This is a genomic window from Streptomyces winkii, assembly GCF_032248595.1.
Classification (GTDB): domain Bacteria; phylum Actinomycetota; class Actinomycetes; order Streptomycetales; family Streptomycetaceae; genus Streptomyces; species Streptomyces winkii.
On sequence record NZ_JASTTH010000001.1, the window covers coordinates 206167 to 232185 of the forward strand.

General features: G+C 66.5%; 24 protein-coding genes and 1 pseudogene. 13 read left to right on the forward strand and 12 right to left on the reverse strand.

Annotated elements, in window-relative coordinates; genetic code table 11:
- Positions 1-104: 104 nt before the first annotated feature.
- From QQM67_RS00935 to QQM67_RS00975, 9 genes are all read right to left on the reverse strand, one after another.
- The gene (locus QQM67_RS00935; protein ID WP_314171477.1) at positions 105-2087 is read right to left on the reverse strand and encodes a DUF3987 domain-containing protein; all 1983 of its coding nucleotides are present in this window, start codon (positions 2085-2087) and stop codon (positions 105-107) included.
- 156 nt (positions 2088-2243) lie between these two features.
- Positions 2244-2588 (reverse strand): hypothetical protein, encoded by a 345-nt coding sequence (locus tag QQM67_RS00940; protein ID WP_314171478.1) that lies wholly within the window; start codon positions 2586-2588, stop codon positions 2244-2246.
- Positions 2588-3247: a hypothetical protein gene (locus QQM67_RS00945; RefSeq protein ID WP_314171479.1), complete on the reverse strand. Its 660-nt coding sequence runs from the start codon at positions 3245-3247 to the stop codon at positions 2588-2590. Before QQM67_RS00945 ends, QQM67_RS00940 begins: the two co-directional genes overlap by 1 nt.
- Positions 3248-3321: 74 nt before the next feature.
- Complete coding sequence (locus QQM67_RS00950) at positions 3322-3573, reverse strand: hypothetical protein (protein ID WP_314171480.1); 252 nt, start codon at positions 3571-3573, stop codon at positions 3322-3324.
- A 17-nt stretch (positions 3574-3590) separates the two neighbouring features.
- Positions 3591-3773 carry a hypothetical protein gene (locus QQM67_RS00955; RefSeq protein ID WP_314171481.1) on the reverse strand — a complete coding sequence of 61 codons (183 nt, stop codon included), beginning with the start codon at positions 3771-3773 and terminating at the stop codon, positions 3591-3593.
- Between the two features lie 34 nt (positions 3774-3807).
- Positions 3808-4065, reverse strand: coding sequence for a hypothetical protein (locus tag QQM67_RS00960; RefSeq protein WP_314171482.1), 258 nt, complete (start codon positions 4063-4065; stop codon positions 3808-3810).
- 141 nt (positions 4066-4206) lie between these two features.
- Positions 4207-6387 (reverse strand): cell division protein FtsK, encoded by a 2181-nt coding sequence (locus QQM67_RS00965; protein WP_314172197.1) that lies wholly within the window; start codon positions 6385-6387, stop codon positions 4207-4209.
- Positions 6388-6535: 148 nt separating this feature from the next.
- A complete protein-coding gene (locus QQM67_RS00970) occupies positions 6536-7522 on the reverse strand; it encodes a DUF2637 domain-containing protein (protein WP_314171483.1) in 987 nt (328 codons plus the stop codon).
- A complete protein-coding gene (locus tag QQM67_RS00975; RefSeq protein WP_314171484.1) occupies positions 7519-7827 on the reverse strand; it encodes a hypothetical protein in 309 nt (102 codons plus the stop codon). Before QQM67_RS00975 ends, QQM67_RS00970 begins: the two co-directional genes overlap by 4 nt.
- Before the next feature lie 463 nt (positions 7828-8290).
- Between QQM67_RS00975 and QQM67_RS00980 the strand changes: the two genes are divergently transcribed.
- The 4 genes from QQM67_RS00980 (at position 8291) to QQM67_RS00995 (ending at position 11562) form a co-directional block, all read left to right on the forward strand.
- Positions 8291-9079 (forward strand): GntR family transcriptional regulator, encoded by a 789-nt coding sequence (locus tag QQM67_RS00980; RefSeq protein ID WP_314172198.1) that lies wholly within the window; start codon positions 8291-8293, stop codon positions 9077-9079.
- On the forward strand, positions 9073-9858 hold the full coding sequence (locus tag QQM67_RS00985; RefSeq protein ID WP_314171485.1) for a glycosyltransferase family 2 protein: 786 nt from the start codon (positions 9073-9075) through the stop codon (positions 9856-9858). Before QQM67_RS00980 ends, QQM67_RS00985 begins: the two co-directional genes overlap by 7 nt.
- Positions 9859-10174: 316 nt before the next feature.
- The gene (locus QQM67_RS00990) at positions 10175-10744 is read left to right on the forward strand and encodes an RNA polymerase sigma factor (RefSeq protein WP_314171486.1); all 570 of its coding nucleotides are present in this window, start codon (positions 10175-10177) and stop codon (positions 10742-10744) included.
- On the forward strand, positions 10741-11562 hold the full coding sequence (locus tag QQM67_RS00995) for a P-loop NTPase family protein (protein WP_314171487.1): 822 nt from the start codon (positions 10741-10743) through the stop codon (positions 11560-11562). Before QQM67_RS00990 ends, QQM67_RS00995 begins: the two co-directional genes overlap by 4 nt.
- A gap of 67 nt (positions 11563-11629) precedes the next feature.
- On the opposite strand, the gene QQM67_RS01000 is transcribed toward QQM67_RS00995, so the two are convergent.
- Positions 11630-12391: a GntR family transcriptional regulator gene (locus QQM67_RS01000; RefSeq protein WP_314171488.1), complete on the reverse strand. Its 762-nt coding sequence runs from the start codon at positions 12389-12391 to the stop codon at positions 11630-11632.
- 782 nt (positions 12392-13173) lie between these two features.
- On the opposite strand from QQM67_RS01000, the gene QQM67_RS01005 reads away from it, so the two are divergent.
- Entirely contained in the window at positions 13174-13380 is a 207-nt protein-coding gene (locus tag QQM67_RS01005; protein WP_314171489.1) for a hypothetical protein, read from the forward strand.
- 2 nt (positions 13381-13382) lie between these two features.
- A complete protein-coding gene (locus QQM67_RS01010; RefSeq protein ID WP_314171490.1) occupies positions 13383-14123 on the forward strand; it encodes a GntR family transcriptional regulator in 741 nt (246 codons plus the stop codon).
- A 252-nt stretch (positions 14124-14375) separates the two neighbouring features.
- On the opposite strand, the gene QQM67_RS01015 is transcribed toward QQM67_RS01010, so the two are convergent.
- Positions 14376-15296: an FkbM family methyltransferase gene (locus QQM67_RS01015; protein ID WP_314171491.1), complete on the reverse strand. Its 921-nt coding sequence runs from the start codon at positions 15294-15296 to the stop codon at positions 14376-14378.
- 321 nt (positions 15297-15617) lie between these two features.
- On the opposite strand from QQM67_RS01015, the gene QQM67_RS01020 reads away from it, so the two are divergent.
- The 7 genes and pseudogenes from QQM67_RS01020 to QQM67_RS01050 all read left to right on the forward strand — a co-directional run bounded on the left by QQM67_RS01020 (position 15618) and on the right by QQM67_RS01050 (position 24931).
- A complete protein-coding gene (locus QQM67_RS01020) occupies positions 15618-15809 on the forward strand; it encodes a hypothetical protein (RefSeq protein ID WP_314171493.1) in 192 nt (63 codons plus the stop codon).
- Positions 15809-15940: a helix-turn-helix domain-containing protein gene (locus QQM67_RS01025; protein WP_314171495.1), complete on the forward strand. Its 132-nt coding sequence runs from the start codon at positions 15809-15811 to the stop codon at positions 15938-15940. Before QQM67_RS01020 ends, QQM67_RS01025 begins: the two co-directional genes overlap by 1 nt.
- Positions 15941-16021: 81 nt before the next feature.
- The gene (locus QQM67_RS01030; RefSeq protein ID WP_314171496.1) at positions 16022-16333 is read left to right on the forward strand and encodes a CU044_2847 family protein; all 312 of its coding nucleotides are present in this window, start codon (positions 16022-16024) and stop codon (positions 16331-16333) included.
- Positions 16334-16339: 6 nt separating this feature from the next.
- On the forward strand, positions 16340-20419 hold the full coding sequence (locus QQM67_RS01035) for a trypsin-like peptidase domain-containing protein (RefSeq protein ID WP_314171498.1): 4080 nt from the start codon (positions 16340-16342) through the stop codon (positions 20417-20419).
- Between the two features lie 106 nt (positions 20420-20525).
- Positions 20526-20639: pseudogene (locus QQM67_RS01040) on the forward strand (transposase); the annotation flags it as partial.
- A gap of 1052 nt (positions 20640-21691) precedes the next feature.
- A complete protein-coding gene (locus QQM67_RS01045; protein WP_314171500.1) occupies positions 21692-22300 on the forward strand; it encodes a hypothetical protein in 609 nt (202 codons plus the stop codon).
- Positions 22301-23566: 1266 nt separating this feature from the next.
- Positions 23567-24931 carry a tetratricopeptide repeat protein gene (locus QQM67_RS01050; protein WP_314171501.1) on the forward strand — a complete coding sequence of 455 codons (1365 nt, stop codon included), beginning with the start codon at positions 23567-23569 and terminating at the stop codon, positions 24929-24931.
- A 142-nt stretch (positions 24932-25073) separates the two neighbouring features.
- Here the strand turns inward: QQM67_RS01050 and QQM67_RS01055 are convergent, their stop codons facing one another.
- On the reverse strand, positions 25074-25916 hold the full coding sequence (locus QQM67_RS01055) for a DUF3800 domain-containing protein (RefSeq protein ID WP_314171503.1): 843 nt from the start codon (positions 25914-25916) through the stop codon (positions 25074-25076).
- Positions 25917-26019 lie beyond the last annotated feature (103 nt).

Consider the following 26019-nt stretch of genomic DNA (forward strand, 5'->3'; position numbering starts at 1 on the left):
CTCTCCGGGAGAGTGTGTCGGCGCTGGTCAGCTGCGCGGGGGTGGAGTTTCCGCGGATACTGCGGTTTGCGCGGCGGACCCTTTGGAGATGCGGCGGTTTGCGCTCATGCCTGGCCCTCCCTCACCTGCGGGTGGATGAGGTACCGCGGTGCTGGCGGGCGGCCTCGCTTGCCGGTGCGGGGTGGGGTGTGGGTGCGAAGGTAGCCGTGTTCTTCCAGGAGGGCGACGGCTGGTTCCAGGTCGGCGACCGTCGGGAACTCCGAGCGGGAGAGCTTGGCGAACAGGTCGCGGCGCGAGACCGTTTCCCAGGCGTTCGCGTGGAGCACCTCAAGGAGTGACTGGGCCCTCGCTTGGGCGGCGTCGGCGCCCATGAGGTCGAAGACCGTCAGGGCGTGGTCCGCGAAGTAGTCCGCGATCTCGATGGCGGACGTCATCGTCGACGGCTCTATGGGTGTGCCGTAGCCGTCCTCCAGGCGGGCGGCGACGTGGAGGAGTCCGGCGATGCGGGCTGCGGTGCCGACGAGCTTGCCCGCCCACTTGCCGACATGGCCCAGCTTGCCGCCCCGCGCCCGGAGTTGAGGCTCGATCCGCTCCTCGAAGCCGAGCAGCTCTGCGCCCGCATCCGGGGAGAGGCGAAGGACGTACGGCTCTGCCCGTTCGGCGAGCGACAGCGTCAGGGCTGTGACGTTGCGCTCGTACCGTGCCGCGACCGACGCCTGCACTGGTGCCGGGCCGATCTTGCGGTAGCCGACGAGGGAGTCCGGCAGCGCGTAGAGGAATCGGGCGAGGAGTCCGCGGCCGTCGAAGCCGCGGTTCTTGCCGATGTCCTCCAGCACGGAGGGCTGTACGGCCAGGCCCATGGTCAGCGCGGGGGCTTCCATGAACTCCTCGCGGTTGCGGCGGTCGACCTTGAGTCGGTCGCCGGCGTGGCCCTTGAGGAAGACCTCCATGTTCGGGGCGCCGGAGTAGCGCCCGGCGATGATGTCGAAGATGCCGCCCTCCGCGGACATCACCGCCAGCCGTCCGCCCTGCTCGGCCATGAGCGAGGTGACCGTCTCGGGGGTGGAGTCGTCCGCCAGCAGCCGCGGCTTCGGCAGAACCGTCAACGCTTCGGCGTGCTGAGCCAGGTCGATGGCTTCGGCGACGAGGCTGTCCCGCTCCGGCCCCTCGGCCGAAGACGCGCGAGTGGCTGCCTTGTCCGCGGCCTCCTGAGCCATCTTCCGGGTCAGTTCGGCCTCGACGATGCTCCCGGCGGCCTGGTTCGCGAGGTGCTTCTCCGCCTCGTAGACCGGGCCTGTCATGGCGGAGAAGACCGCGGACTTGCGGTTCGCCGGTGGCAGCGCGACCACGACGTAGAGGTTGGTCGGCTCGTGCCAACGGCCACGTACGCGCACCACGACGCGCCCGCCGGCCGCCGTGGCGAGCACGCTCAGGCCCAGCGCCGCGGCCATGTCCGGGGGCGTCTGCGTCTCCTCCGCCAGCGCTGAGCAGAAGTCCCCGAGCCAGGACGGCAGCGCGTGCAGCGGGAAGCGCGGAAGCTGCGGCCGCGCGTTGAGCGGGATCGGCTCCGACCACGCCTCGGGCAGCTTCTCCTCCCCGAGCGCCAAGGCCTCGCGCACCTCTTCGGCCGTGGCGTCCGGCGTGGAGGCCGCTTGGACGAGACGAGTCCCGGCCTGGATCAGGCGGCGCCGCTCGGCCAGTTCGTGGACGATCTCCGCGTAGTAGCCGGCGTTCGCCGTCGTCGGTACGGCCTGGACGAGCCCGTGGACGTACGCGGGCCCGCCGACCCGGCCGAGGTCTCCGGTCTGACCGAGGTAGTGGGTCAGGGTGATCGGGTCGACGGGCTTGCCCTGGCCGTGCAGGACGGCGGCGGAGCGGTGGATGGTCTCGTGTGCAGGGCGGTAGTAGTCCTCGGCGCTGAGCGTCGCCTGCACCTCGGCGATCACCTCGGCCGCGAGCATCATCGAGCCGAGGACCGCCTGTTCGGCCTCCAGATCGCAGGGCGCTCCACCCCGTTCTGCAACGGAGTGCAGAGCGTGCACGTTGCCGTGCCGGCTTCCGGCGGGCATGTGGGGCTGCTCGGTCATCGCGACGCCTCCCCCGCATGCTGCTGGTCCTGCACAGGGCGGGGCAGCGGGCAGTACCTGCATTGAGGCATGCTGTACGTACCTCCTGTTTCTTCGTGGGATGGGAGGCCGGGGCAGCGGGCTTCCTTGATCCGTTGGCCGCTGCCCCGGGCGTAGTCAGGAGTCCTCGGTGAGGCTCCAGACGCGGTACTGCTGGCGCACGTACTCGCGGTTGCGGTGCTTCGCGTCGTACGCGTGCAGCTGTACGGCCGCCGCTTCCGCCGCCCGTATCGCCGACTTCGCGAGTTCGGGCCCGTACGCCGCGGCTTCGCTGAGCGCGATGCGATCCACTAATGCCGCTTTCCGCAGCCAGAACTCGCGGGGCAACGCCTTGTCGTGTGCGTGCCGTTCGCTCAGCTCCGCGAGCGAGGCGATCTCCTGCTCGATGCTCGGCCCCCGGGCGTAGACCTCCTCGGGCGAACCCGGCTGCTGCTGAGTGGGCCTATTGTTCGTTTGCGGCATCACTGAGCGTCCTTCGGGAGCCGGTTCGTGCGTGCCCTGTCGATGGCGAAGTGCAGGGCGTTCTCGGCGAGTTCGCCGTAGTCGTACGCGGTCTGCGCGAGGCCCTCGGCGGAGTCGAGAGCGGCAGCCAGAGCCGCGGACTCGTGTGCTTCGAGGTCCTGCTCCGCGCCGAGGGAGTCGGCCGCGCGGCGTGCGCTCTCCCGGAAGATGAGGTCCTCGCGCAGCGAGTTGAGCCGACTGCCGCCGGTCCACCGTGCCAACCCTTCGCGGAAGTCGGGCAGTTCGCCCATGAAGAGGTACTGGCCCCGCTCGCGGTGCAGCAGCACGTGCGCCGGTTGCCTGCCTTCCAGGACCGACTTGATCGCCCAGGCTGCGCCATGGGCGTAGGCGCGTGCCGCGTTCTCGAAGAGGCCGTGGACCTGCTTCTCCAGCCCCGTGTACAGGTCGCTGACCGACACCAGGGCGACATCGTGCGGGCGGTGGAACGGCGTACCGGGGACGGCGAGTTCGCCGAGGTGGTGGTGGGTGCGGGTCGGGTCGGTGTTGCTGATGCCGAGCTTGGCGGTGTGGAGTGCGAGGCGGTACTCGCGGGCGGCGGCGCCCAGCGCGTACACGCTCTCCGGCAGGGTGCGAAACCATTTCGCCTTGGTGTCAGCCATGAAGGTTCTCCGGTTGGCAGGAGCAGGGAACGGCGTGCGCCGTACGGCCCATGGCCGGGCCGTACGGAGCGGGGTCAGTGCAGCGGGAGTCGTACGTGCGTGTTCTCGCTGGCGGCGTCGAGCAGTTCGCGGAGGTCTCCGCCGACGGCGGCCAGGCGCGCCTCCATGGCGGCCCATGACTCGGAGTCGATGGCCATGAGCGCGGAGACGGCGACCGGGGCGTTGCCGCGCTGCAACGCGGTGAGCGCGTCGCGCAGTTCGCCGACGGCGGTCAGGGAGATCGGGGACGAGGGCGACGAGGGCGTGGCGGTGATCGAGTTGCACATGTCGAGCTCCTTCGGTGTCAGTTGCCTATGGCGGTTACGAGGGCGGTCATGACCTGGTTGATGGGCCCGGCGACGGGCGTGTTGGCGAGGTAGAAGCCGAAGAGCAGCGAGGCGACTGCCGAACCAGCCGTGACGGCGCGGTACTTGAGCAGAAGAGCGACGATGAAGCCGAAGAGCAGCACGAGCGAGAGCGTGATCACGATCGGGGTCCTTTCTGCCGGAGAGGCCCGGCGGTCAGAGGGTCTGGGAGTGGTCGCGGTGCAGTCGTGCGACGAGGTTGTAGATGTGCCGGCCGATCCGGATGCGCTTGCCGTAGCCGAGGCAACGGCGGCAGTCGGGACCGCGCTTGATGCGCCCGCGGCGGGTCCGGCGTATGTAGAAGCCGAAGCCGCGGCACTTGCGGCAGTTGCCAAACGGCGAGACGGCGCACAGTGCTGCGTAGCTGAGAGTGATGAAGAGAAGACCGGCGATAGCGTCGAGCGTCGAGGTCATGAAGTCCCCCTGAAGCGGCGGTTGAAAGGTGTCCCCGGACCAGGCCGCTATCCGCTAGCGGCCTGGTCACATGGGGAATGGCGCGCTAGCGGGGCCGCTAACGTTAGCGAGGCGTGCTGCTAGCGGGAGCGGCCCCGGATCTCATGCGGCGTCGGACTTTCCGTCACGTTCCGCGACTGCATTGGCGATGTCGCTACGGGCGATGCCTCGCCGGTTGACGACCTTGCCGTCGACTCGGCGGCCGATCTGGATCGTGTTGATCCCGTACGGCTTGAGCGCGGATGTGAGCTGCTCGGCGCTCCACTCGCCGTAGATCTCCGGCCTCAACTCGGCCAGCCGGGAGGCGACTTCCTCGGACCACAGCTTGGATTCCTTGTGGCTGAGGACGGCGAGGATGTCGGCGAGTAGGTCGTACGAGGCGGCGGGATCTCCTTCCGGCTCCTCGCCGAGCGCGTGGCCGGCGAGAGTGCCAGCGGCCTGTCGCAGCTTCCGTCCCCGCAGCGCGATGCGCTCGGCGAGGACAGCGTCCGCGTAGACGGAGCGGACGATGCGAGCGTCGGCACCCTCCCCTACGAAGTAGTGGATGCCCTTGTCCGCCCAGGCGAACATGGTGGCCCGTACGCCGCGCTTGTACGCGCCGGTGCCGAGCACCATGTCGTTCTCGATCTGGCCCAGGACCTTGAGGCAGAACCGCGCGGAGGCATTGGCGCCGATCCCGGGCGGAAGGGCGTCCTTGTCCGGGCGCTGTGTTGAGAGGAGCTGCACGAAGCCCAGCGCCGGGCCGCGCTTGGTGATGTCGGTGCAGATCTCCTTGATCTCCTCGCCGTACCTGGGGTGCTCGAAGAGGACTTGGCACTCGTCGACGCCGACCACGACCGGGTGGAGCCCCAGGGACTTCTTCGACGCCAGGTCGCTGGTCACCTTCGACTCGGGGCACAGGTCCCGCGGCAGAGAGCGGATGACCTTGGCCCGGCGCCGCAGCTCCCCGCGAAGTTCCCGCAGGTCGGCGAGGATGTAGAGGATGTCCTCGTCGTCGTCGCCGGCGCGGTAGCGGTAGGCGACCTGCTCCAACGGCCCCAGGTCGCCTGTGCCCTTGAGGTCGAACAAGTGCAGCTCGGCCCGGGGGTCGAGCGCCGCGATCAGCAGCAGGAGGCGTAGGAGGAACGTCTTGCCCATGCGGGGAATCGCGCCGATGACGCCCGCGATGTACATGAGCGTGATCTCCACCCAACGCCCCCGCTGGTCGGTGCCGAAGGCGACGGGCTTGAACAGGTCGACGGAACCCGACTTCGCGAGCGGCCAAGTCGGCTGCTTGGCCTTCGACATGTCCTGATCCCCGACCCACAGCACCAGTCGGCCCGTGTGCTCGTCGGGTACGGCGTCCGGCCATACACAGCCAAGCGGACGGCGCAGACCGGAAGCGAGCTTGTCCCGCTTGTCGACGACGTCCGCGACGGTCACGCCGAAGGGGAGGTCGCCCTCGGCGCGCCAGCCGGGCCCGTCCCGGGTGATGGGCGCGGTGAACGTGAGCGGGTCCCGTCCCTTGGCGATGGCCTGGTTGATCTGGCCGATGCCGAGCGAGCCGAGCGCGCGGAGCACGATGTCGCTGGTGAGCTTCTGGACCTTCGGGATCTCGACAGCCCGGTGAACCACCGGCTCGTCCGCGGGCTGGCCGAGCCAGCCGAGCGCGAGCGTGACCATCGCTCCGGAGAGGACGAGCAGCCAGGCAGGAGCGAGTACGTACAGGGACATCGCCGTCGACATCCCGAAGACGGAGGCGGCGACGGCGACGAGCGTCCGCCAGCGGACTCGGCGGTCGCGCTGCCGGCTGAGCTTGAGGTACTCCGCGACGTCTTCGCGCCTGGCGGCTGCCGCGCGCAGCGGGTCGCCTTCGCGATCGGCCAGCCAGCGCATAGAGCCGCCCACGAACTGAGCGATGCCGCTTGGAGATTGAGCCGTCAACATCAGCCCGTACCAGGGGAGGCGCACCCCGTGGTACGCGGCTGTGTGCCAGGTGTGGCCCGCGAGCCATCCGGCAGCGGTGACGAACTCTGGTTTGGAAGTGGCCCATGCCGGGAGCACAGGCCGGCGCTTGGCGCCGCGCACCCGATCCATGAAGCCGGGGCCCGACGGCCCTCCAGTTCTGTCGACCGCGAGTCGAGCCGTTGGGTCACCGGACTCGTCGTGCGCTGATCTTGCCGACTCGGTCGGTTCGGAGCGGGCCGACCGCGCCTCGGTCAGGTCGACCACCCCGTTGCCTTCTTCGAGCGCCATTTCAGATTCGAGTCGCTCGAAGAGCTCGTTCTCGTCGTCATGATTCACTGGCACGTCCTTCCGTGTAGGGACGCGCCGAGCCCGGCTGCTGCTGTGGTAGGTACGTCAGCCGGGCCCGGCGCATGAGCGGTCTCGACTCCGCGAGTCGAGTCGGAGAGCCGTCGACCGATTCGGTCGGCCGACGGGGCTGTACGGATCAGCTCGCCACTGTCGGTTCGAGCTCGGGAAGCTGCTGTTCCTCGGTCGACTGCCGACGGCGCTCCGCTTTCAGCTCCTCGCGGAGCTCGCGGGATCGGGCCTGCCCGCAACCGACGGCGTCACGGATACGCTCCGCCGTAAGCGATGAGTCGGGCCAATCCGCGGTCGTCTCACGGGCGTTGACCAAGTGCTCCTCGAACGAAGGCCGCCGCGTCTTGCCGCGTGATGCTTTGCGCCGAGCAGCTCGTTGACGGGGCGGGCAGGCGGCCTTAGGAGCCCGTCCGGACTCCTGCTCACCGGCCTCATCGCCGTTCGCCTCGTCCGGATCGTCAAGAGTCCCGTCCGGCGCGACATCCCCGAGCTTGAGCAGGACGCGCTCCCGCAGCGGTGCCTCTCGGCGCCAGCGGTGCCCGTATCGCTCACGAAGGCCCGCCCGAGCAAGCTGCCGCTCCTTCTCCCGCTCCAGCGCCTCGCGGTAGCTGGTGATCTCCCACAGCGTCATGCGACGCCACAGGGCGAACGTCGAGCGAGGAGCCAGCAGCCAGCGGGACTTGCGGATGCGTTCCATACGGGCCCCCGTCGCAGCCCCGATACGTACGGCGTAGACGTGGGCGACGACCTCGGAGAGACCGACCCACAACAGCGGCATCGTGCCGTGGGCGACCTTCGCGGAGAGGCTGTCGCCGGCCGCGACGTTGAGCCAGCACGTGACGAACGTCAGCGCCCACGGCACCCAACGCACCCACGACAGGCGCATGTCCAGCCTGATGAGCAGCAAGTTGGCCGCGGTGAACACGGGAATCGCCGCGTCGATCCCGACTGGCAGCATCCAGGGGGAGGCGAAGTGCCAGCGTTCGGCGGCGCGGGCGACCGAACCGAAGGACGTCGCCAACCCGAGGCCGCCGACGGCGACTCCGGCGGGCACCACCGCGACGAGCAGCGCCTTCTCCGCCTTGCCGAAGGGCGGAGGGCCGGGAGCAGTCACGCGGCTCCCTTGGTCCGCGGCAGACGCGTCCGCTTCGAGGGGTGCTCCCACAGCGGCGCGACGTCGCGGAGCGCCGCAGCGTAGGCGGCGTTCACCCGGGCGATCTCGTCGAGCTGGCCCAACTCGTCGAGCTCTGCGAGCACATCACGAGCGGCAGCCAGTCGGGCTTCCCGCACTTCGTACGACTCACCGGGGAAGCCGAGGAACAAGTCCCGGAAGCACTCGGCGGGTTCCTCGAAACTCAGGGCCAGCTCCTCGAACTCGGAGGCCTGCCAGGCCTCCTGATCGCCTGCGTAGGCACGCATGCTCTCTCCTCGTCTCGTCGGTGGGATGGGACTCGGGGCAGCGGGCTTCCTGATCCGTTGGCCGCTCCCCGGCGTGGGCGCGAGCAGCACAACTGGGCTGCTCGCGCGATGACTTGCGCAGGGACCACTCACCTCGTCGGCGAACGAGTGGTCATGACCTCCGACATGCCTTCGGAGAGGCGATGCCGGAGATCAAAAGCACTCATTCGTCCAGGTGCACTCTGTTGAGTTCTCAATCCGCGGGCGCTTCCTTCGGTCCTCTGTCACCAGGCCCTCCGGGCGCTCACTGACCGCCAGCTCCACCGGGAGGGCGGGCGTAAGGCAGTCAGGTCGCCATCAAGAAGTCCTGTCCTCAAGTCATCTTGATGACTGCTCTCGACTATGACGTTCCTCTCCCGACTCGTCAAGTCCTCTTGATGACTCGTATGCTGGGCTCGTCGAGAGAACGGAACGGTGAGTGGCCATGGCGAAGGCGTACGAGCGGATCGCGGATGACTTCCGGCGCCCCATCCGCGCAGGTGAGCTGAAGCCGGGCGACAAGCTGCCCACCGAGGCCAAGCTCGTGGAGCGCTACAACAAGGGGCTGCCGACGGTGCGCCAGGCGCTCGCGCAGCTGGAAGCCGAAGGGCTCGTCGAGAAGAAGCACGGCCGCGGCACCTTCGTACGTACGCCGCGGAAGCTGGTGTCGCGTACGAACGAACGGCACCAGTGGGAGAAGGACCGCGCCCGCGAGCCGGAAACGAAGCGGTTGCAGACGGGCTCGACAGAGCACGACACCGGACTGACCGTCGACGACCTCGTCTTCCACGCGAAGTACGAGCAGATCCCGGCGGACGAAGACCTGGCGAACGCCTTCGGCGTACCCGAGGGCACGGACATGCTCCGGCGCACCTACCGGACGCGCTACAGCGCCGAGCCGGCGCCCTTCACGCTCGTGACCTCATACCTCCTCCGCGACATGATCGCGAAGAACCCCGACCTGCTCGACGAGACGAACGAGCCCTGGCCCGGCGGCACTCAGAACCAGCTTTACACGGTGGGCATCGAGCTCGACCGCATAGAGGAACGCATCACCGCGCGCCCGCCCTCCGCCGAAGAGGCCGAAGAACTGGAGCTGCCGCCCGGGACAGCGGTGTTCGTGCTCCGCAAGTTCTCGTACAGCACCGAAGACCGCCTGGTGGAGATGTCGGACGTCATCCTCCCCGGCGACCGCACCGAATTGACCTTCGTCTCTCCACTGGATCGGTGGTAACCCCCTTGCGGCAGCGCATCGTTGTGCTCACGGCAGTCCACGCTCCCGGCGCTCACCACCTGCCGGACGCGTACCGCTCGCTCCAGGAGCAGGAGCTGCCGGACGGGTGGGAATGGCAGTGGGTGATCCAGGAGGACGGCGAGACCGACGAGGTGGCCCCTCTTGTGCCCGACGATCCGCGAGTGAGCTTCGCTCAGGGCCGGCGAGGCGGCCCCGGAGTCGCGCGAACCATCGGACTCGCCCGCGCACAGGGCGAGTTGGTCAAGGTTCTCGACGCTGACGACATGCTCACCCCGGGCGCACTGGCCCGCGACATCGCCGTCTTCGATCGCGAGCCGGACGTCGCCTGGACGACCTCTCGCGTGCTCGACGCCCTTCCGGACGGCTCCACGGTCGGCTTCGACGCCGACCCTGCCGAGGGCCCCATCGAGCGTGGCTCTGTCCACGAGCACTGGAAGTCCCACGACTTCCGCGCCCAAGTCCACCCCGCGACCCTCTGCATCCGCCGCGACCTCCTGCTCGCCCTCGGCGGCTGGATGGCCCTGCCGGCGTCGGAGGACACGGGGCTGCTGCTTGCCCTGAACGCCGTGAGCCGCGGCTACTTCACGCGCGAGGTCGGACTCCTGTACCGCAAGTGGCCAGGGCAGGCGACGAATCAGGCAGCGCATGCACACAAGGATGAGCGTGAGGCGCGCATGGCCGTCGTAGACGCCAGGACGAGAGAGTTGAGCGGACTCGGTTGGACTTGCTTGCCTGGAAAAAAGTTCCGCCAACTGTAAACAAAACCCAAGCCGTGAACGATGTATGGGCATGAAGGTCATCACGACTCTGGGGCAGGCTTGGGCGAGCGTGTCGGCGGAGGTCACGAGACAGCCCATCGTGTGGGTGCACCTCCGCACTGCATTGACCGGCGCGGGAGTTCTTATGCTCATGTCCGAGCGCTCGCGGCGCAAGACTCTACTGACCCTTGCAACGCAGGCCCCGCGGGGGATCAGACTCATACAGAAGCGCGGGTTGGGAGGACCGGCAGTATTTGTCCAGGTAGGTTTCGGCATGACAGCTTGCAAAACGCTTCCGGAGCAGGAGTAAATAGCAGTGTGCGTTCCACCGGAGCAATGGGCAGCGGTCGCACATCTGTACCTGGAGATGTGCGATGAGTTGGTTGACTTTGCCAGTAGGACGCTTGAAAATGAAAAGAAGCACTTAGCTGAGGATATGGTCCAAGAAACCTTCCAAGCAGCGGCATTGCAGTGGGGAAGAATTGAAAACCGCAACCAAAGTGCTCAGCGTGCTTGGTTGTACCGGGTTCTGAAGAATAAACTGTATGACTTGTGGAGGGAGTCAAGGCCCGCACACAAGTCTCTCGATAGCCTTGAAGACGTTGCGGCGAACGTAGATGCACCTCACGCCGCTGTCATGGACATAGTTGAACGATGCTGGAAGGTTATCGATGCTATGCCCTCTGGCCGCCGCAGGGTTGCACTCCTGCGGTGGCAAGACGAGTGGGATTACAGTGAAATCGCTGAGCACTTGGCCATTTCTGAGAGTACTGTGCGCGTCCAGGTGATGCGGGCCCGGAACGCGATCATAGAGGAAGTCGAATCTGAGATGGTCTTCCCTTCGAAGTGGCCGGCTGGGCTCAGCAAAGACATGGAGGCGGAGTGAAAAGAAAACGCCAAGGATTTTCCCAGCCTGAGGAGATGTACGAGCTTGTAGCCGTAGATGACATTCTAGGATTCCTGGGTTCCGGCTTTCGCCGCTCGTCCACGCCGTCACCTAGAGCCGTTAAGGGTGCCGCCGCGTTGATGGCTTGGATGGCAGGAGGGCCGCCATCAGTTGGCGCAAAGGACAACAGTGATGGCAAGCGGACCTCCGATGCCTATCGTGCAGATGAACCCCAGTCCCGCACATATGGGAATATCCTCATCACGGGAGCGAAGAGGGTGGGAAAGACATCTTTCATTGAAACGCTAACAGACTCACCTACTGTTCCGATGTACATCCCCCACGAGAGTCAAACACACGAGCTCGCCGAGTTTATTCAAGTCGGCATCATGGAACTTGATGCGAAGGCGGGGATACGCCTGCTTGAGCTGGGGAATGCAGAACGTGCATGCAGCTTGGAGCCAGAGCTTCTCGGGTCGATTGGCGCGGTAGTTATTCTCGATGCACAGCGAGTAGATGATGGCTTCCCGATCTTGGAATCTCTTGAACAAGGGGAACTCTCGTACGTCGTTGCAGTAAATCAACCTCGAAATGAGATTGAATGCAGTGAAAATGAACTTAGAAAGGCGCTTTCGCTATCCCAGAATACGCCGATAGTCTTCTGCAAGATGAGTGACCCCCGTTCCAATGCCGCGGCGTTGAAGGCTCTAATTGAACTCAATCTGAAAAACAGCGAAGTGCACCTGCGAAGCGAGGATCTAGAAGCAGAGTACGTAGCTCTGTGCCGACTATTCAAACACGAAAGATTGCGGCGATAGTCGCTGCTCCAGTTTCTCAACTTCAGCTATGTGTGGTTCCTTTCCTGCGCTTCTGTACCGTCGCCGCCTAGTCGACTGAGCTGATGGGCACCTCGTACACGATCTCGCACAGTGAAGCTGGCACAACGATGTCCGCCGTCTCCACTGGGCGCCCGTCGTCGCTGTAGTACGTGCGATGAATCTGCGTGACCAGTGCGCTACGCGTGAGGCCGAGGAGCGCAACCTCCTCGGCTGTCGCGCGCCGTGGCTCTGGCTGCTCGACTGCATGGCTGACGGTGACACCGATCTCCGCCATGCGCTCGACGACGCCGCGGCCGGCGTGCGGTCCGCCTTCGGGGAGCACGATCAGCGTCCCGCCGGTGAGGTCGTACGGCTCCCAACTCGTCGAGAGCTGTACGGGTTTGCCGTTGCCCATGAACTCGTACCGCGTACGGACGCCGAAGTCGCCCTCCTCGATGCCAAGCCGGGTTGCGATGTCCCCCGGAACCGGCACCTTCGCCTCGGTGTGGCTCTCCCACGTGCCCTGCCTGCCCAGAGCCGCCATGTCTGCGTGGAACGGTGAGCCTCCCCGCCGCTCACGGCTCAGCGAGCGAACCATCCGCAGGCGTGAGCGAGGCTCCGCGACGTAGGTGCCCGAACCGGTGCGGCCTTCGAGGATGCCCTGGCTGATCAACAGGTCGTTGGCGCGACGGACGACGTTGTGACCCACGCCGTACTCCTCGCCGAGCCGTGCGCGCGACGGCAGCTTCTCTCCAACTGCCCACTCCCCATTGGCGATGCGCTCCCGGAGCAAGTCGGCGATGCGGAGGTACGGCGGCTGCTCAGGCATATGGAAAATCTAGCCCACGAGGGCTAAGCTGATTAAGCACCTTTACTTCACGTGATCAGTCGGTGCGACGGAGGACTTCCGCATGCCTACACCTGCGTCCCGCGCAGAGGAGCTTGCGGACCGCCTGACCGCCGAAGGGCTCACGCCAGAGGTGAAGGAACAGCAGAACCACTTCCTCGTGGAAGCCGAAGTACCTGACCAGGTCTCCCCGGAGATCTGGAAGGCCCTGTTAGGGGCGCTGGAATCAGCCGATCGCTTCGGTCAGGAAGTCAGTGCAGGCGGCATGACCGTATGGGCCGCCGTCCGAATGGGGACCCCCGCGACAGCGCCGACTGCCCGGGGGCATGGCCGTCAGCTTTAAGGGAGCTGAGCGACGTGATCAACCGTAGTCACTGTGTCGGCGAGCAGCCATGGCGCGTGCTTCACGCGCACCATGAGCTACTCCTGACAGCACAACAACCCGCCACCGGCGCGATTCCTCGAACTCAGCCGTCCCGGCCCTTAATCCTCGGGACACAACAGCGAATCACACACCCACCGACCCGCCCGTCGCGATGCGCAACCGGAGCTCACTCACACCTTATCGAGGTGCGCTGATGAGCCACGCACAGCAACAGCGTGCGCCGGACTGGCAGGCGCCGTACGTCTCCGTCGCCTGTCGCATGGGCGCGCACAGGCAATGCACGGAAGGCGAACTCAGGTCAACGGCACAGGACTCCTGGCCGGTCATCTACGAGATCTGTAGCTGCGCTTGGTGTCACCCCCGACCTGAAGGAGCTCTGATGCAACCGAACAGCGTGCCTGTTTCGGTCAGTTCCGCCACGGTTCTCCGCGGAGACGTCATCCAGATCGGCGGTCAGCCCCTCATCGTCTCCAACATCGTGACGCTTCCGCACAAGGCGAAACGCCTCCGCTTCGAAACGGGGGAGACCCTGACGATGCACATTCGTACGCGGTTCGCGGCGTTTCGCTCGAAGGGCCGGTGGTGACAGTGGCGCGCTATCAGCGAGTCGCGGATTCGATCCGCGAGCAGATCACCGAGGGGAAGCTCGGCGCCGGCGATCGTCTGCCGACAGAGCCAGCGCTCGTCGAAGAGTACGGGGTGAGCCGGCTGACCGTGCGGCACGCTCTCGACGTTCTCCAGGCCGAGGGGCTCATCGAGACATTCCACGGACGCGGCAGCTTCGTCCGACGTCCGCCTCAGCGGATCTCCTACGTCAGCGCGTGCAGCGATGGGTGCCCTCAGCCGGAGGCGCACCACGTCGAGATCGAGACGTACGTCAGGCCCGGCTCGGTCTTCGCGGAGGAACCGCTCGCGGCCCTGATGCAAGTCGAGCCCGGCACCGAACTGGCGCAGTACCTCTACTTCAGCCGGAGGGACAAGCACCCGTGCAGCCTGGCGAGCATCTACGTCCCCATCGATCTGGCGGAACTCCTGAAGCCCCCGCCGGCGAAGCTGCCTTGGGGCGCCGAGATCTCCTTGGGCCTGGAGGCTGCCAGCGTCAGCCTGACGCACGTCACAGAACGGATCAGGACGCGGCCGCCCACGCAGGACGAAGCTGAGCGTCTCAATCTCCCACCGGCAGCGACTGTGTTGGAAATCGAGCGCGCGTCGGTGGATGCCCGGGGACGAGTCGCCGAAGGCGCCCGTCTCGTGGCGCCGGGCGACCGGGTCGAGGTGGTCTGCTCTCGGGCCGTCGCCACCGGGCGAGTCGGTGGTGGGGCGTCGTGATGGTCGGCAAGAAGTGCTGCGTCTGCGATGAGTGGAGGTCGGAGAAGATCACGGTGGCGCTCATCGAGAGCGGGTCTGGGCCAGGTTGGGATCTTTACGCCTGCCTGACGCCCTGCGCTCAGCAGTACGCCGGTCGGCCCTACGCCCCTGACTGGTTGAAGGACGACCTGCGCAAGCGGGGACTCTGGCCTCCGACCAGCTGACGGACCAAGACGGGCCCCTCACGCGAAGCGCGTGAGGGGCCCGTGCGTATCAGGTCAGCCATTCGGCATCGATGCGGGAGAATACGAGGTCCATCTCCTGCGTGACGGGCTTTCGCCAGCGACGAGGAGGCTGAGGACGGCGGATGGCCGAGGGATAGCTCCCCGGGTCGTAGTCGTTGACCAGGCGGTACGCGTGAAAGCCGTGGTCGGTGAACGCCATGAGCAGCTCGTCGACGGAGTCCCCCAGGGTCCGCATGCGCTCTGGACTCACCTCGACAACGACTTCGGCGTCCGTCCGCAGCCGGTGCAGTGCCGACCCCAGGCCACGTACAGCTGCGCCTTCCGCGCCTTCAACGTCGATCTTGATCACGCGCGCTTGCTCGACCTCCGCGTCGCTGAGCAACTGCGTCAACGGATGTGCATCGACCTCGAATTCGGACTCCGCCGGCCCCTCGTAAGGTACCGAGCTCGTCGCGCCGGTGTTCCGGGAGCTTGCCTGAACGAACTTCAGAGTCTCGTCCTCGTCGGAGACCGCGGCATTGACAGTGCGCAGGTTCCGGCAACCGTTCATGCAGGCGTGCTGAACGAGCCTGCGATGGAGCGCCGGTGACGCCTCCACCGCTACGACCTTGCCGTCCGGACCGACCAGGAACGAGCCAAGCACGCTGAAGTACCCGACGTTCGCGCCTACGTCGACGAACACGTCCCCAGGCTTCAACTGCTGCCGCAGCCACTGCGTCAGGTGCGGCTCCCAGACGCCGAATATGTACAGGTAGCGCTGAATGAGGTCCTGCGTATCGACGAGAATGCGACCTGCGAACCGGGTCCGCACAACACGCCACTGCGGATGATCACGGAGCTGGGGGTTCAAGTAGCGGCGCGCGAGCGCGCTCTTGCCGAGGCTCCCTGGGGCGTATCGGACGTAGCCCCGCCTAAGATGCCGCAGGAGTTGTCCACCCGGCCTAGTCATCGCCCAGCGCCCGCCTCTTCCAGAGTCTCCGCGGAACCTGACCAGTGCTTCGGCGCTCGCGTCTCCAACGCGGAGGAGCGCGGCCTGACGCCGTAGCCGAAGCCTAACGGCGTGATCGGAGCGCAGCGTTGGCCTACGACCTGAACACTGCTCTGCCCTCTGTACATGAACTGCGCCGACGCGACCCTGCACGCCATGTGCCAGGGGTGCCATCTGCATTACGGCTAGCACCCCGTGCAGACGAGCGCGGCGACGCTTCGCGCCGCGCTGGAGTCGGAGGTTAGCTCGCGTTGGAGGCCTGATGTCCCGGGCCCGCAGGCCGTGCCGTGGCTTGACGACATCGAGCCACTGTCCGGCTGCTCCGCCGGGATGCTGCCGGTCGGTGACGGGCCGCTTGAGCCGTGCGTCGTTGAGGGGCGGCACGACGAGCACCGCACCGCCGAGGGCCGCCGTTGGTCCTTCGACCTGGACGCCGCCGAGCCGGTGCCCGTGAGTCCGGACGGGAGCGTGTGATGCCGCATCCGCCGAACCTGACCGCCGCTCAGCGTGCTGAGATACGCCGCCGCTTCGAAGCCGACGAGTCCGTGAAAAGACTCGCGGCCGAGTACCGCGTCTCGACCTCCACCATCCACAACTGCCGCTGAGGACCAGCTCATGACCCACCCCGCCGCGCGTGCCTTACGGCCAGCGCGATTAAACTGTGATCTCAATCTATGGGGGCCGCGATGGCAGATCAGGTGGTGTCGTACGAGCTGGACGACGAGACGGTCGTCAGGTTCGAGATCGAGCCGACGGACGAGTTCCACCAAGTCGGCACTGCGGAGATCGCGGGCCAGGTCCGCGAAGCCGTACGGCCGGCTGTGGAAGCCGCCCGTACGGTACTCGACCAGGCCGCGGCGCTCCGCCCCGCGGAGGTCCAGGTGAAGTTCGGTGTCAAAGTCAGTGGGACGGCCAACTGGTTGGTCGCCAAAGCTTCGACGGACGCGAACTTCGAGGTGTCTCTGGTGTGGCGTCCCGCGGCGGCGGATGGAGCCTGAGCCTCGATGAACGCCGCTGCCGGATCGGGCCCCCGCCCGGGCACCGATGCCTGGGTGGCTGCAGTGCACGGCACGGAGCACGACGAGAGGGCGCAGGGTTCTGGCTTCCTCATCGACGACCACCGGGTGCTGACGTGCGCGCATGTCGCCTGCCCCACTTGGGAGAAGACGCGTGAGCTGTGGGTGGCATTCCCCAAGTCGGACCAGTTCATGGACCGGCGCTTTCGGGTACGGGACTTGGTCGCGCCGGAGGCTCCGGCAAAGCGCCGCGCGCAGGATGTGGCGGTCCTGATACTCGCGGAGCCGGTCTCCGGTGAGCCAGCGGCGCGGCTGCGGCGGCCGACGCCGTCCGCCCTCGTCGGCGAGGCGTGGTGGGCCTTCGGGTTCCCCGACGGTGACCTGTTCGGCAATTCATCGGACGGCACGGTCGGCGAGTCGCTCGCCTACGGGTGGGTGCGACTCGACACGGCCTCGCGCTATCCCATCAAACCCGGCTACAGCGGCGCAGCATTGTGGTCACCGACGTACCGGTCGATCGTGGGTCTGGTCGGGCAAGCCAGTGGCTCGGGTGATGCCCGGGCCTTCACGCTCCATCAGGCCGACAAGTGCCTGCCCAACCAGAAGATCGCGTTGCTCGCCGACTGGTCGGCCGAGGCGGCGGGCGAAACAGCGCTCGCTGCCTGGGGCTGGACGCTGGACGACGACCCGGAGGCTGGCCGGCACTGGAAGCCACGCGCCCGCGGCGTGAGCACGGACGCCGAACAGGGCTTCCGGTTCCGGGGCCGCACCGCCGCGCTCACCGAGATCATCGACTGGATGACCTGCGCTACCGCGCCGCGGAAAGTCCTGATAGTGACCGGGTCGCCCGGCGTGGGCAAATCCGCGGTGCTCGGACGTGTGGTCACCTCGGCGGATTCCGGTATCGCCGCGTCGCTCCCGGCGGACGACGACGCCCTGCGTGCCCCCCTTGGCTCGGTCTCCTGCGCCGTGCACGCCAAGGGAAAGACCGCTCTCGAGGTGGCCGGGGAGATCGCCACTGCGGCCTCGGCCGCGCCGCCCGAGCGCCCGAGCGACCTGGCCTCCGTGCTACGGGCCGCGCTGTCCGAGCGGCCCGCCTCCGCGCAAGAACCCTTCATCGTGGTCATCGACGCCCTTGACGAGGCCACCAGTGCGCAGCAGGCCCGCCTGATCGCGCGGCACATCGCCATCCCGCTGGCCGAGACTTGCGCGGATCTCCACGTCAGGGTGCTGATCGGCAGCCGCCGCAGGGACGATGCCGGCAGTTTGTTGGACCCGTTCGGCACGGCGGGCCGCGTCATCGACCTCGACGCTCCCGAGTTCTTCGCCGCGGCGGACCTCGTCGCGTACACGATGGTCACACTCCAACTTCTGGGCGACGAGCGGCCCGACAACCCCTATGGCGACGAGCGCACCGCACGCCCGGTCGCTGCCCGCATCGCCGAACTCGCCGACGCGAACTTCCTCGTGGCCGGGCTCACCGCGCGCGCTCACGGCCTGCACGACGCCCACGCGGTCACGCCCGCCGACATCACCTTCACGCCCACAGTTGCCGCGGCGCTGAATGACTACCTCGCACGGCTGCCTGCCGTCGACGGCGCTCCGGCGGAAGATGCCCTGAGCGTCCTGGCCTACGCCGAGGCACCGGGGCTCCCTCTGCCGTTGTGGAGCGCCGCGGTGGAACAACTCACGGGCCATCGCCTCACCGAGGACCAACTCCAATCCCTGGCAAGCTCGTCAGCCGCGAACTTCCTCGTCGAGACGGGCGTCAACGACCAGAACACGGGCGTGTTCCGGCTCTTCCACCAAGCTCTCAACGACGCGCTGCGCCAATACCGCGTGCAGCTCAGCTCGACCGTGACCGACGAGCGAGAGCTCACGCGCTCCTTCATCGCCTACGGCCGACGGCTCGGTTGGGATCGCGCGCCCGCGTACCTGCTGCGCTCGCTGCCCCGGCACGCAGTCCACGGCCGTGTCGTCGATGAGCTCCTTGCGGAGGCGGAATACGCGCTCCACGCAGACCTGCGGCGCCTCATCCCTGCGAGCGGTTCAGCGTGCTCCCGGGCGGCCAAGGAACGCGCCCAGCTCCTGCGCCGGACGCCGCAGGCTATCGATTGCGACCCAGCTCAGCGTGCGGCCCTCTTCAGCGTGACCGAGACGCAGGAAGGGTTCGGACAGGTCTACGGGCCTCTGGCGGCGAACGGGCCGTACCGAGCCGAGTGGGCGGCAGTCGCCCCGCGCGCCGAAGAGGCGGTCCTTGAGGGCCACAGTGCTGAGATCCGCTCCGTGTGCGCCCTCGGCCCCGCGTCCCGCACTCTGCTCGCCAGCGCCTCTGGGGACGGAACCGTTCGGCTTTGGGACCCAGTCACCGCCCGGGCAGTAAGACGCCTCACACCCGCGTTCGGCCGCATCAGGGCGATGTGCGGCCTGATCGTCGACGGGCAAACCTACCTCGCGCTCGCCGCGGACAACGACGTCTGGCTGTGGAACGAGTCCCGGCAGTGCTCCGCGGGACACCTGAGCGGCCACCTCAGCTCGATCCGCGACATGTGCGCGTTCGACGCGGCCGACGGCCCCCGCCTCGCAACCGCAAGTGCGGATGGAACGGTCCGTATCTGGGATCCCACCGTCAGACAGTGCACCGCGGTCCTTTCGGGGCACAGCGACTTGGTCGAGAATGTGTGCGCGGTGGCGGTCGACGACGAAACCCTCCTGGCGTCGAGTGGGGACGAAGGAGACAGCTCCATTGTTCTCTGGCGTCCCAACACCGGCGAGATCGTCCGCGTCCTCGAGGGACACGAGAGCTCCGTCGTCGCCCTGTGCGCCGTGGAGGTGGAACAGCGCCAATTGCTGGCAAGTCTGGGCGCGGACAAGACCGTTCGACTGTGGGAGCCGGTGAGCGGCTGGTGCGTGGGCACCATCCCCGGTGAGGATCTGGCCTTCACACTGCGCGCTGTCACGGTCGAGGGACACTCGCTGCTTGCCAGCACGAGCGGCGATCTGGTCCGACTGCTGGACCCGGACACCGGCCGGACCCGCATAACCCTCCAAGGCCACTCCGACTCGGTGGACTCCCTCTGCCTTCTGCGCGTCAACGGCCGAGACCTGCTCGCCAGTGGGGGCGCCGACCACACCGTGCGACTGTGGGACCCGGCGGCGCCGAGCGCCAGCCGCGTGAGCGCGATCCGCGCCCTCGCCCCTGCGTACATCAGCGACGAAATGCTAGTGGCCGCTGGCGGCGACGACGGCGCCAGCGAGCTGCGAGATCCCGACTCTGGCACCGTCGTCAGCGCGTTGAAGGGCAACCGCGACTGGGTGCGCGCTCTGTGCTCCTTACGCCACCTCGACCGGCAGTACCTCGCCGGGTGCGGTGACGACGGAGCGGTGTGGCTGTGGGGCCCCCCGGACGCCTTGCCACGGTCCCTGCGTCTGGGTGTCAAGCCCGCCTACACCGTGTGTTCCGTGCACGTCAGCAACCGAACGCTCCTGGCCGTGGGCCACACCGACGGTGCCGCATGGCTTTGGGATCCACTCACCAACGAGACCCCGCACTTCTCCCGCTTCCACAGCGGGATCTACGCCATGTGTGCCGTGGAACTCGCTGGGCAACCGTACATAGCAACGGCCACGGACGGACAGGACGGCGCTGTGTGGCTGTGGAACGCGATCTCTGGTCAACGCCACAAGTTGGTTGCTGCAACCGAGACTTTTGCAATGTGCTCGCTGCCCGTGGCCGGGCGAACCACGCTCGCCACCGCGCACGCGTATGGAGGGGTGTGCTTGTGGGACGCTGAGCGGGGCGAACTCGTCGGAGATCTCTCGGGCCACACGGGCGCGGTCAACGCAGTAAGCGTGGTCGGTGACGGCGGGCCCCTCCTCGCCACCGCAAGCAGTGACCGGACCGTGCGCCTGTGGGACGTGGCGGACCGGGCGCTGGTCGAGGAGATTCCCGTACACCATCCCGCACTTGCCGTCACATGGGTGGCACAGCGGCTGATCGTCGGGCACGACCACGGGATCCTAGCGCTGTCGCTGGGGGATGTGGGCCGCTACTCCGTCAGGAGGTGAGCCGGAGCAGGAGGGGGAGCGGTCGTTCGGGCAGATGCTGGACACCGTGCGGCCAGTTGCCGAGAGCTTCGTGGGCAGGTTCCGGGGGCTGGCAAACGCGCCGGACCGCAAAGGCGTTGATTCCAGCGAACGATTGGGCCGGCGCCGATGGGTGATCGAACGCACCATGTCCTGGCTGACCGGCTACCGCAGACTCAACCACCGCTACGAACGCCATTCCGCAACTACCTGGCATTCCTCGGGCGCGCCGCAGCCCTATGCGGCCACAAGAGATGCATCCGCCTCACCACATAGGACGCCGCCTAAAGACGACTCGCTCAACGCTCTGTTCGACGAGCAGGACCGCTACCGGTGCCAGGCGTTGCAGTGGCGTAGCCCATGCGGACAGCACGCCCTGCACGGCACCCTCGCCCGGCTCCATTCCGCCGCGCATGCACTCGCCGGCCAGTGGACGCAGCTCCGCGACCACGGCAGCTCCACCTAGGAGTTGCGAGCCGTCCTCCTGCTCCGCACCGCCGAGAGGCACGCGACCCGCAGCCCCGCCATGTCGGGGCAACCCGGAGCAGTGCCCGGGTCGCCCCGAGAGGTGCGCGCCGTGACCGTCGAAAGCCTGCTCTACCTCGCCGGAGGCATCACCCTCTGCGCTGCGTACACCAGCCCCACATGCATACGTCTTCTGCACGACGGCACCGGTCCGCGCCTTCACGAACTCGTATGGCCGAGGGGGTCTTCACCCCCTGGTGCGCTTGAGAACTTCGAGGGTGATAAATAGCCCTCCGAGGAAAACGACTGCATCGATTCCGGTCATACTTTTTCACCTCCATCCCCCTGCTCGTATCGTTGCGGAATCCATCCTTGGCGTACGAGACACGGGAGCGCAAGCGGTGACTCACGGTGTCTTTCCGCAGGTCAGGGGAGTTTCCATAAGTACCCGATTCGACTGCCTGCGCCTTTCCAAAATGTCTTTCTCTGTAGAAATGTCGATTGGAAAGAAGGAAAAGGCGGCATGAAAAATCGGCAACGCTGGAAACTTGCTGCCGTACAACGCCTTACTGGAGGCCCCAAGCACCAGCTCGCCGCAGGTCTCGCCGTTCTATGCGCCTCAGCCTGGCTCGCCCGACGCGTACACCTTGGCCGCCATCGCCGGCACCGCGACGTCCGTGTGTGCCGTTTGGTGCCGCACTACGCGGATCTCCGAGCGTTGTATTGCACCGCTCCTCCCATAGAGTCATCAGGACATCTGGACGACAAGTTCTATGCCATGGGGGCGACTTGGATACCAGCGAACAATTTGTGACGATCAGCGCCGTCTTACTCGGGGCCCTGATGACCCACGTGACCAACTACATGCTGGAGCGAAGCCGCAACCGTCACGAGCTGCTGACCCGGTGGGACGACAAGAAGCTCGATGCGTACGAGGGGTATGTCGACCGCGTCCGAGCGAGCATCTTCCTCGCGGTTCAGCTGTACGAGCACAAGGAAGGCATACGCGAAGGCCAGAAGTCGGAGCCCGAGATGACCGCCGAGATACGCGACGCTAGCCGACTCTGCGGCCGCGCTTTCGAGCGGGTCATGCTGCTCGGCGGCGATGGCGTTGTGGAAGCCGGTCATCAGCTCAACGAGGCGGTGGCCGAGATTGATTGGCAGGCCACCGGCAGGAAGTCAGGAACGTTGCCTGAGTGGCGTGAACGGAACAGAGCCGCCTTCCAGGCGATCAACAACTTCCACGACGCCGCGCGGGAGGACCTGGGCGTCAAGGGCAACGTGACAGGCGAGAGCCACCCGGACAGAGACCTTCTACTCCCGCCGGCGCAGCGCAACGGCGAAGGGTCAACAGCGTCAGGGGATCAGGGACGCCACTCGTCCCGGAAGTCCTCGTGATCTGCCCAGAGTTCAGCCGCGTACGTGACCGCGACGCGAAGCCCCCAAACGTCCGTGTGAGCCAGGGCCTCGGGCCCGTGTAGGCCCTCACGCCCCGCCGCGCGCCTGCGGTCCACGAACTCTTCGACCATGCGCTGGGCTGTGCGTACGTACCGGTGGCCCGAACTGCCCTGTGGATGTTCTAGCTCCAGGTCACGAAGCCGAGCCCGCACGAAAGTGATGAGCCTCTGGTCGCTGTCCCATGTCCCGGCTTGCATCTGGACGTGTCCCTCGTCGGCCATGGCAGCAGGGTATCTGCGAGATCACGGAGCTTGTCGCCGAGATGCTGCTGGGTGCCGGTCGAGCTCGACAAGCGTGCAGCGCGTGAGTTCCAGTACGAGTTGAGAAGCGAGAAACCATCGTGCGGCGGCCGGGAGTTGGCCGTAGGGCAGGTAGCCGTCCGTGGGGACGTGGGTGAACCCCCGACTCGAGCTGACGGGCGCGTACTGGTCGCCGAAGACACCCCACACGCGGGGCCGACGGGATCGTACGGCGATCGGGTTCGTCAGGTGTGGGCAGTGTCGAAGGGCGAGCTGCGCGCACCCTTCACAGATCGGGGGCTTGGTGGATAGGGCGCCCTCCACGTCTTCCACTTCATCCGTCGCCGCCGAGGTGTCCGAGCCCGGTGTGAGAAACAGCCATCCACGCGACGTTCGGCTCGCCGGACCTCCGCAGACTTGGCACAACAGTGCCCGCATCGCCTGCCGTTGACGGACCGGGTGCAGTAACCGGTAGTGCGGGCGGCCTTCGCCGGACGCTTGTCGTACGCGTGCCCACAGCACGCCGTGCTGGTCTCGGTCGGTGGGCGTCTCGTCCCTGTAGCAGAGGCCGGCGCCATCGGTGCGGGTAGTCAACGACCGGAGTGCCGGGTTCTCATTGCTCCAAGCCGTAACAAAGGGCACGGGCAGAGCTTTCGGCCCCCATTTCAGTAGTGGCGTCGGGGTGGCTGTACGGGCAGCCATCGGGCGACTCCCTTCAGCAGAGCGATCAATGGAGAAGGCCTCGGGAACAAGCGCGCGTATGCGTCGAGGTCGGGGCAAGCACCAGCCCGCCCCAACCTCTGTTGGTGGCACTGGAGTTGGGCGGGGCCATCACGGCTCCTCGACGAGGTCTCGATGTGGCTCAAGGCAATCGCTCCGCTACTGTCAGCGGTATCCCCCTCGCGCTCTGAGAGTGGATAACGTGGATAAACGACGCAGGCGGTGGTATTAGCCCATGGGGTCAACAGTGCGTAATGAGACCCTTGCTGAACTCGTCGACGCGTCCGGTCTGAGTCGCCGAGCACTCGCGGAACGAGTCAAGGGAATCGCTGCGCAGCACGGAGACGTGATTCAGACGAACCACGCCGCGGTCACGTACTGGATCAATGGAGGACTGCCGCAACCGGACACCCAGCGTTACCTGTTGGAGGCGCTGAGCCGAAGGCTTGGCCGGAGCCTGACGCTGCGAGACATCGGCATGCCTAGCATGGATGACGGTCTCGACGGCATCGCCAGCATGAGCGAGGACCCTGTCGAGGTGCTGATCGAGCTGGGGAGAGCCGAGATGGAACGACGCAGGTTCCTGAAGACGGCCGCGTATTCGACAGCGGCAGCCGCGACGCCGGTCACGCTGGCGAGCGATGCTTGGGGCCGCGCGTGCTCGGCGCACGCCGGGGGCCGCGTCGGGGCCAGTGATGTGACGGCCGTGCAAGAGATGACGGCGGTCTACACGCACATCGACGAGAAGTACGGGGGCCAGCACGCGCGGCGCGCGGTGACGGCGTATCTGGAGGACGCCCTACAGATGTGCCGGGGCAACTTCGCCAGCGAACGCGTGCATCGGGACATGCTCAGCGCGACCGCCAGTCTCGCCTGCCTGGCCGCATGGAAGGCGTACGACGCCGGCGAGCACGGCCATGCGCAGTTCCGCTACATCCAGGCGCAGCGGCTGACGATGGAGGCGGCCAACCCGGTGCACGAGGCGTTCGTCCTCCGAGGCCGTGTCCACCATGCGATCAACATCAAGACCACGGACCACGCACTGGCGTTAGCGGAACAGATGATGAGCCGCGGGGAGCAGCGTGTGGACGGCGGTACACGGGCGCTGTTCGTGATCTGCCAGGCGCGGGCTCTGGCGGAGGAGAAGCAGACCGATCGTGCGCTGAAGGAGTCGTACCGAGCGCGGGAGTTGGCTTCGGCAGCGGGGGAGACCGGTGGAGTGCCGGGCTGGTCGGCGCTGTGGGCGTCGCCGATGTCGACGGTCAACTCGCATACGGCGAAGATACTTTCGGCGACGGGCCGGTATCGGGAAGCCGAGCGCTCTTACAAGGGCGCGGTCGCCGGTCGGCCGGGCGAGGTCTACCGGCGTATCAACGGCCTGACGCTCGCGGATGCGGGCCGGATGCAGGTCGCTCAGGGGCACCTGGAGCAGGCGGTGAACACCTTTGACCGGGCCTTGCGGACGATGACGGGAGTCCAGTCGACACGCACCCTGACGAGCGCCCAGGGAATGCGGGAATCGCTCGCGCCGTACCGGCGACGTGGCGCAGGCGTGGTCCGCGACTTCGACCAGAGCCTTCGAAGCTGGCTACAAGAGCAACGCGCAGGCTGAGCCACAGTGTCAGGTGCGCTCCGACTCGGAAGAGCTGATCCAGTACAGGGTTGGCGCCGCATTCAAGGCACCGCTCAACAGTGGAGAGATTTCGCCTTTGCCAAGCCAAGCCAAGCCCAGGGCTGGCCGTCGGTGGGCCTGCTCATTCGGGCATCCCATCATCCTTCTGAAAATCGCGCCCAGGCTGAGCAAAAGGACTTCCACTGGGGCCAAGTTTGTACTGAGTGCCGCGTTTCCAGTACGACTCTTCTCCGAGAACCCAGAAATAGAGATCCATCAGCTCAGCCGGTTGCAGAGCAACGCCGACCCCACTCATATTTCCGTAGGCATTCTTACGAGCAAGGGGCTTGAGTAGGTCCACAAGTTCGAGTCCCGAATTGAACCCGGCGAAGGCGGCAGTGGTAGCCGCAGTTACAAGGTCAGCGAGCTGGATGTGTGGCACATGGTGGGACGGTGCAGTCACGATTGGTATAGCGACCTGCTCGGGCTCGGTGTAGCGAGTGCCGAGGGTTGTCAGGTCAAGAGAGTCGGACAACCACTTACTCTGGTCGGCAGGACCCCCACCGGGCATGTCCGCTATCACTACACCTCGCTGGCCCATCGTCTTGAGATGCTTTTCAATGCGCTCGTAGAGGTATGTGAGTACCTTGTTGGCGACAATAGACCTGTCCCAGGCCAGCTTGCTTCGATCCCATATCACGACAGCAGTGCGCACCTCGCACTCAGCAGCGATCTCCAACATTCTTCGCCGGAGCTGCTTGCGGGTGGCTTCGCCCGACCGGGCGAGAAAGCTACCTTTCGGGCAGCTCCATTTGAACTCTTGGTCCTCAGGCATGCCCACGGCGGCACGTAATTCCGCAATCTTCTCGGTGTATCCGGCTACTTTCTCCTCCGGGAACATGACAGCCCCAATAGAGACCAACTCTCCAAGACCCTTGCGACGCGGGTTGCGCTGACCACTGTCGTCTATGAAGACCAGTTGCATGCGGTGTCTCCTGTCTCACGCACTCCGATCCCGCGGGGGAAGTGCTCGACCTGGGCGCGGGGCATGCCCGACACTCGATAGCCTTGAAGACACACAAGGTGGC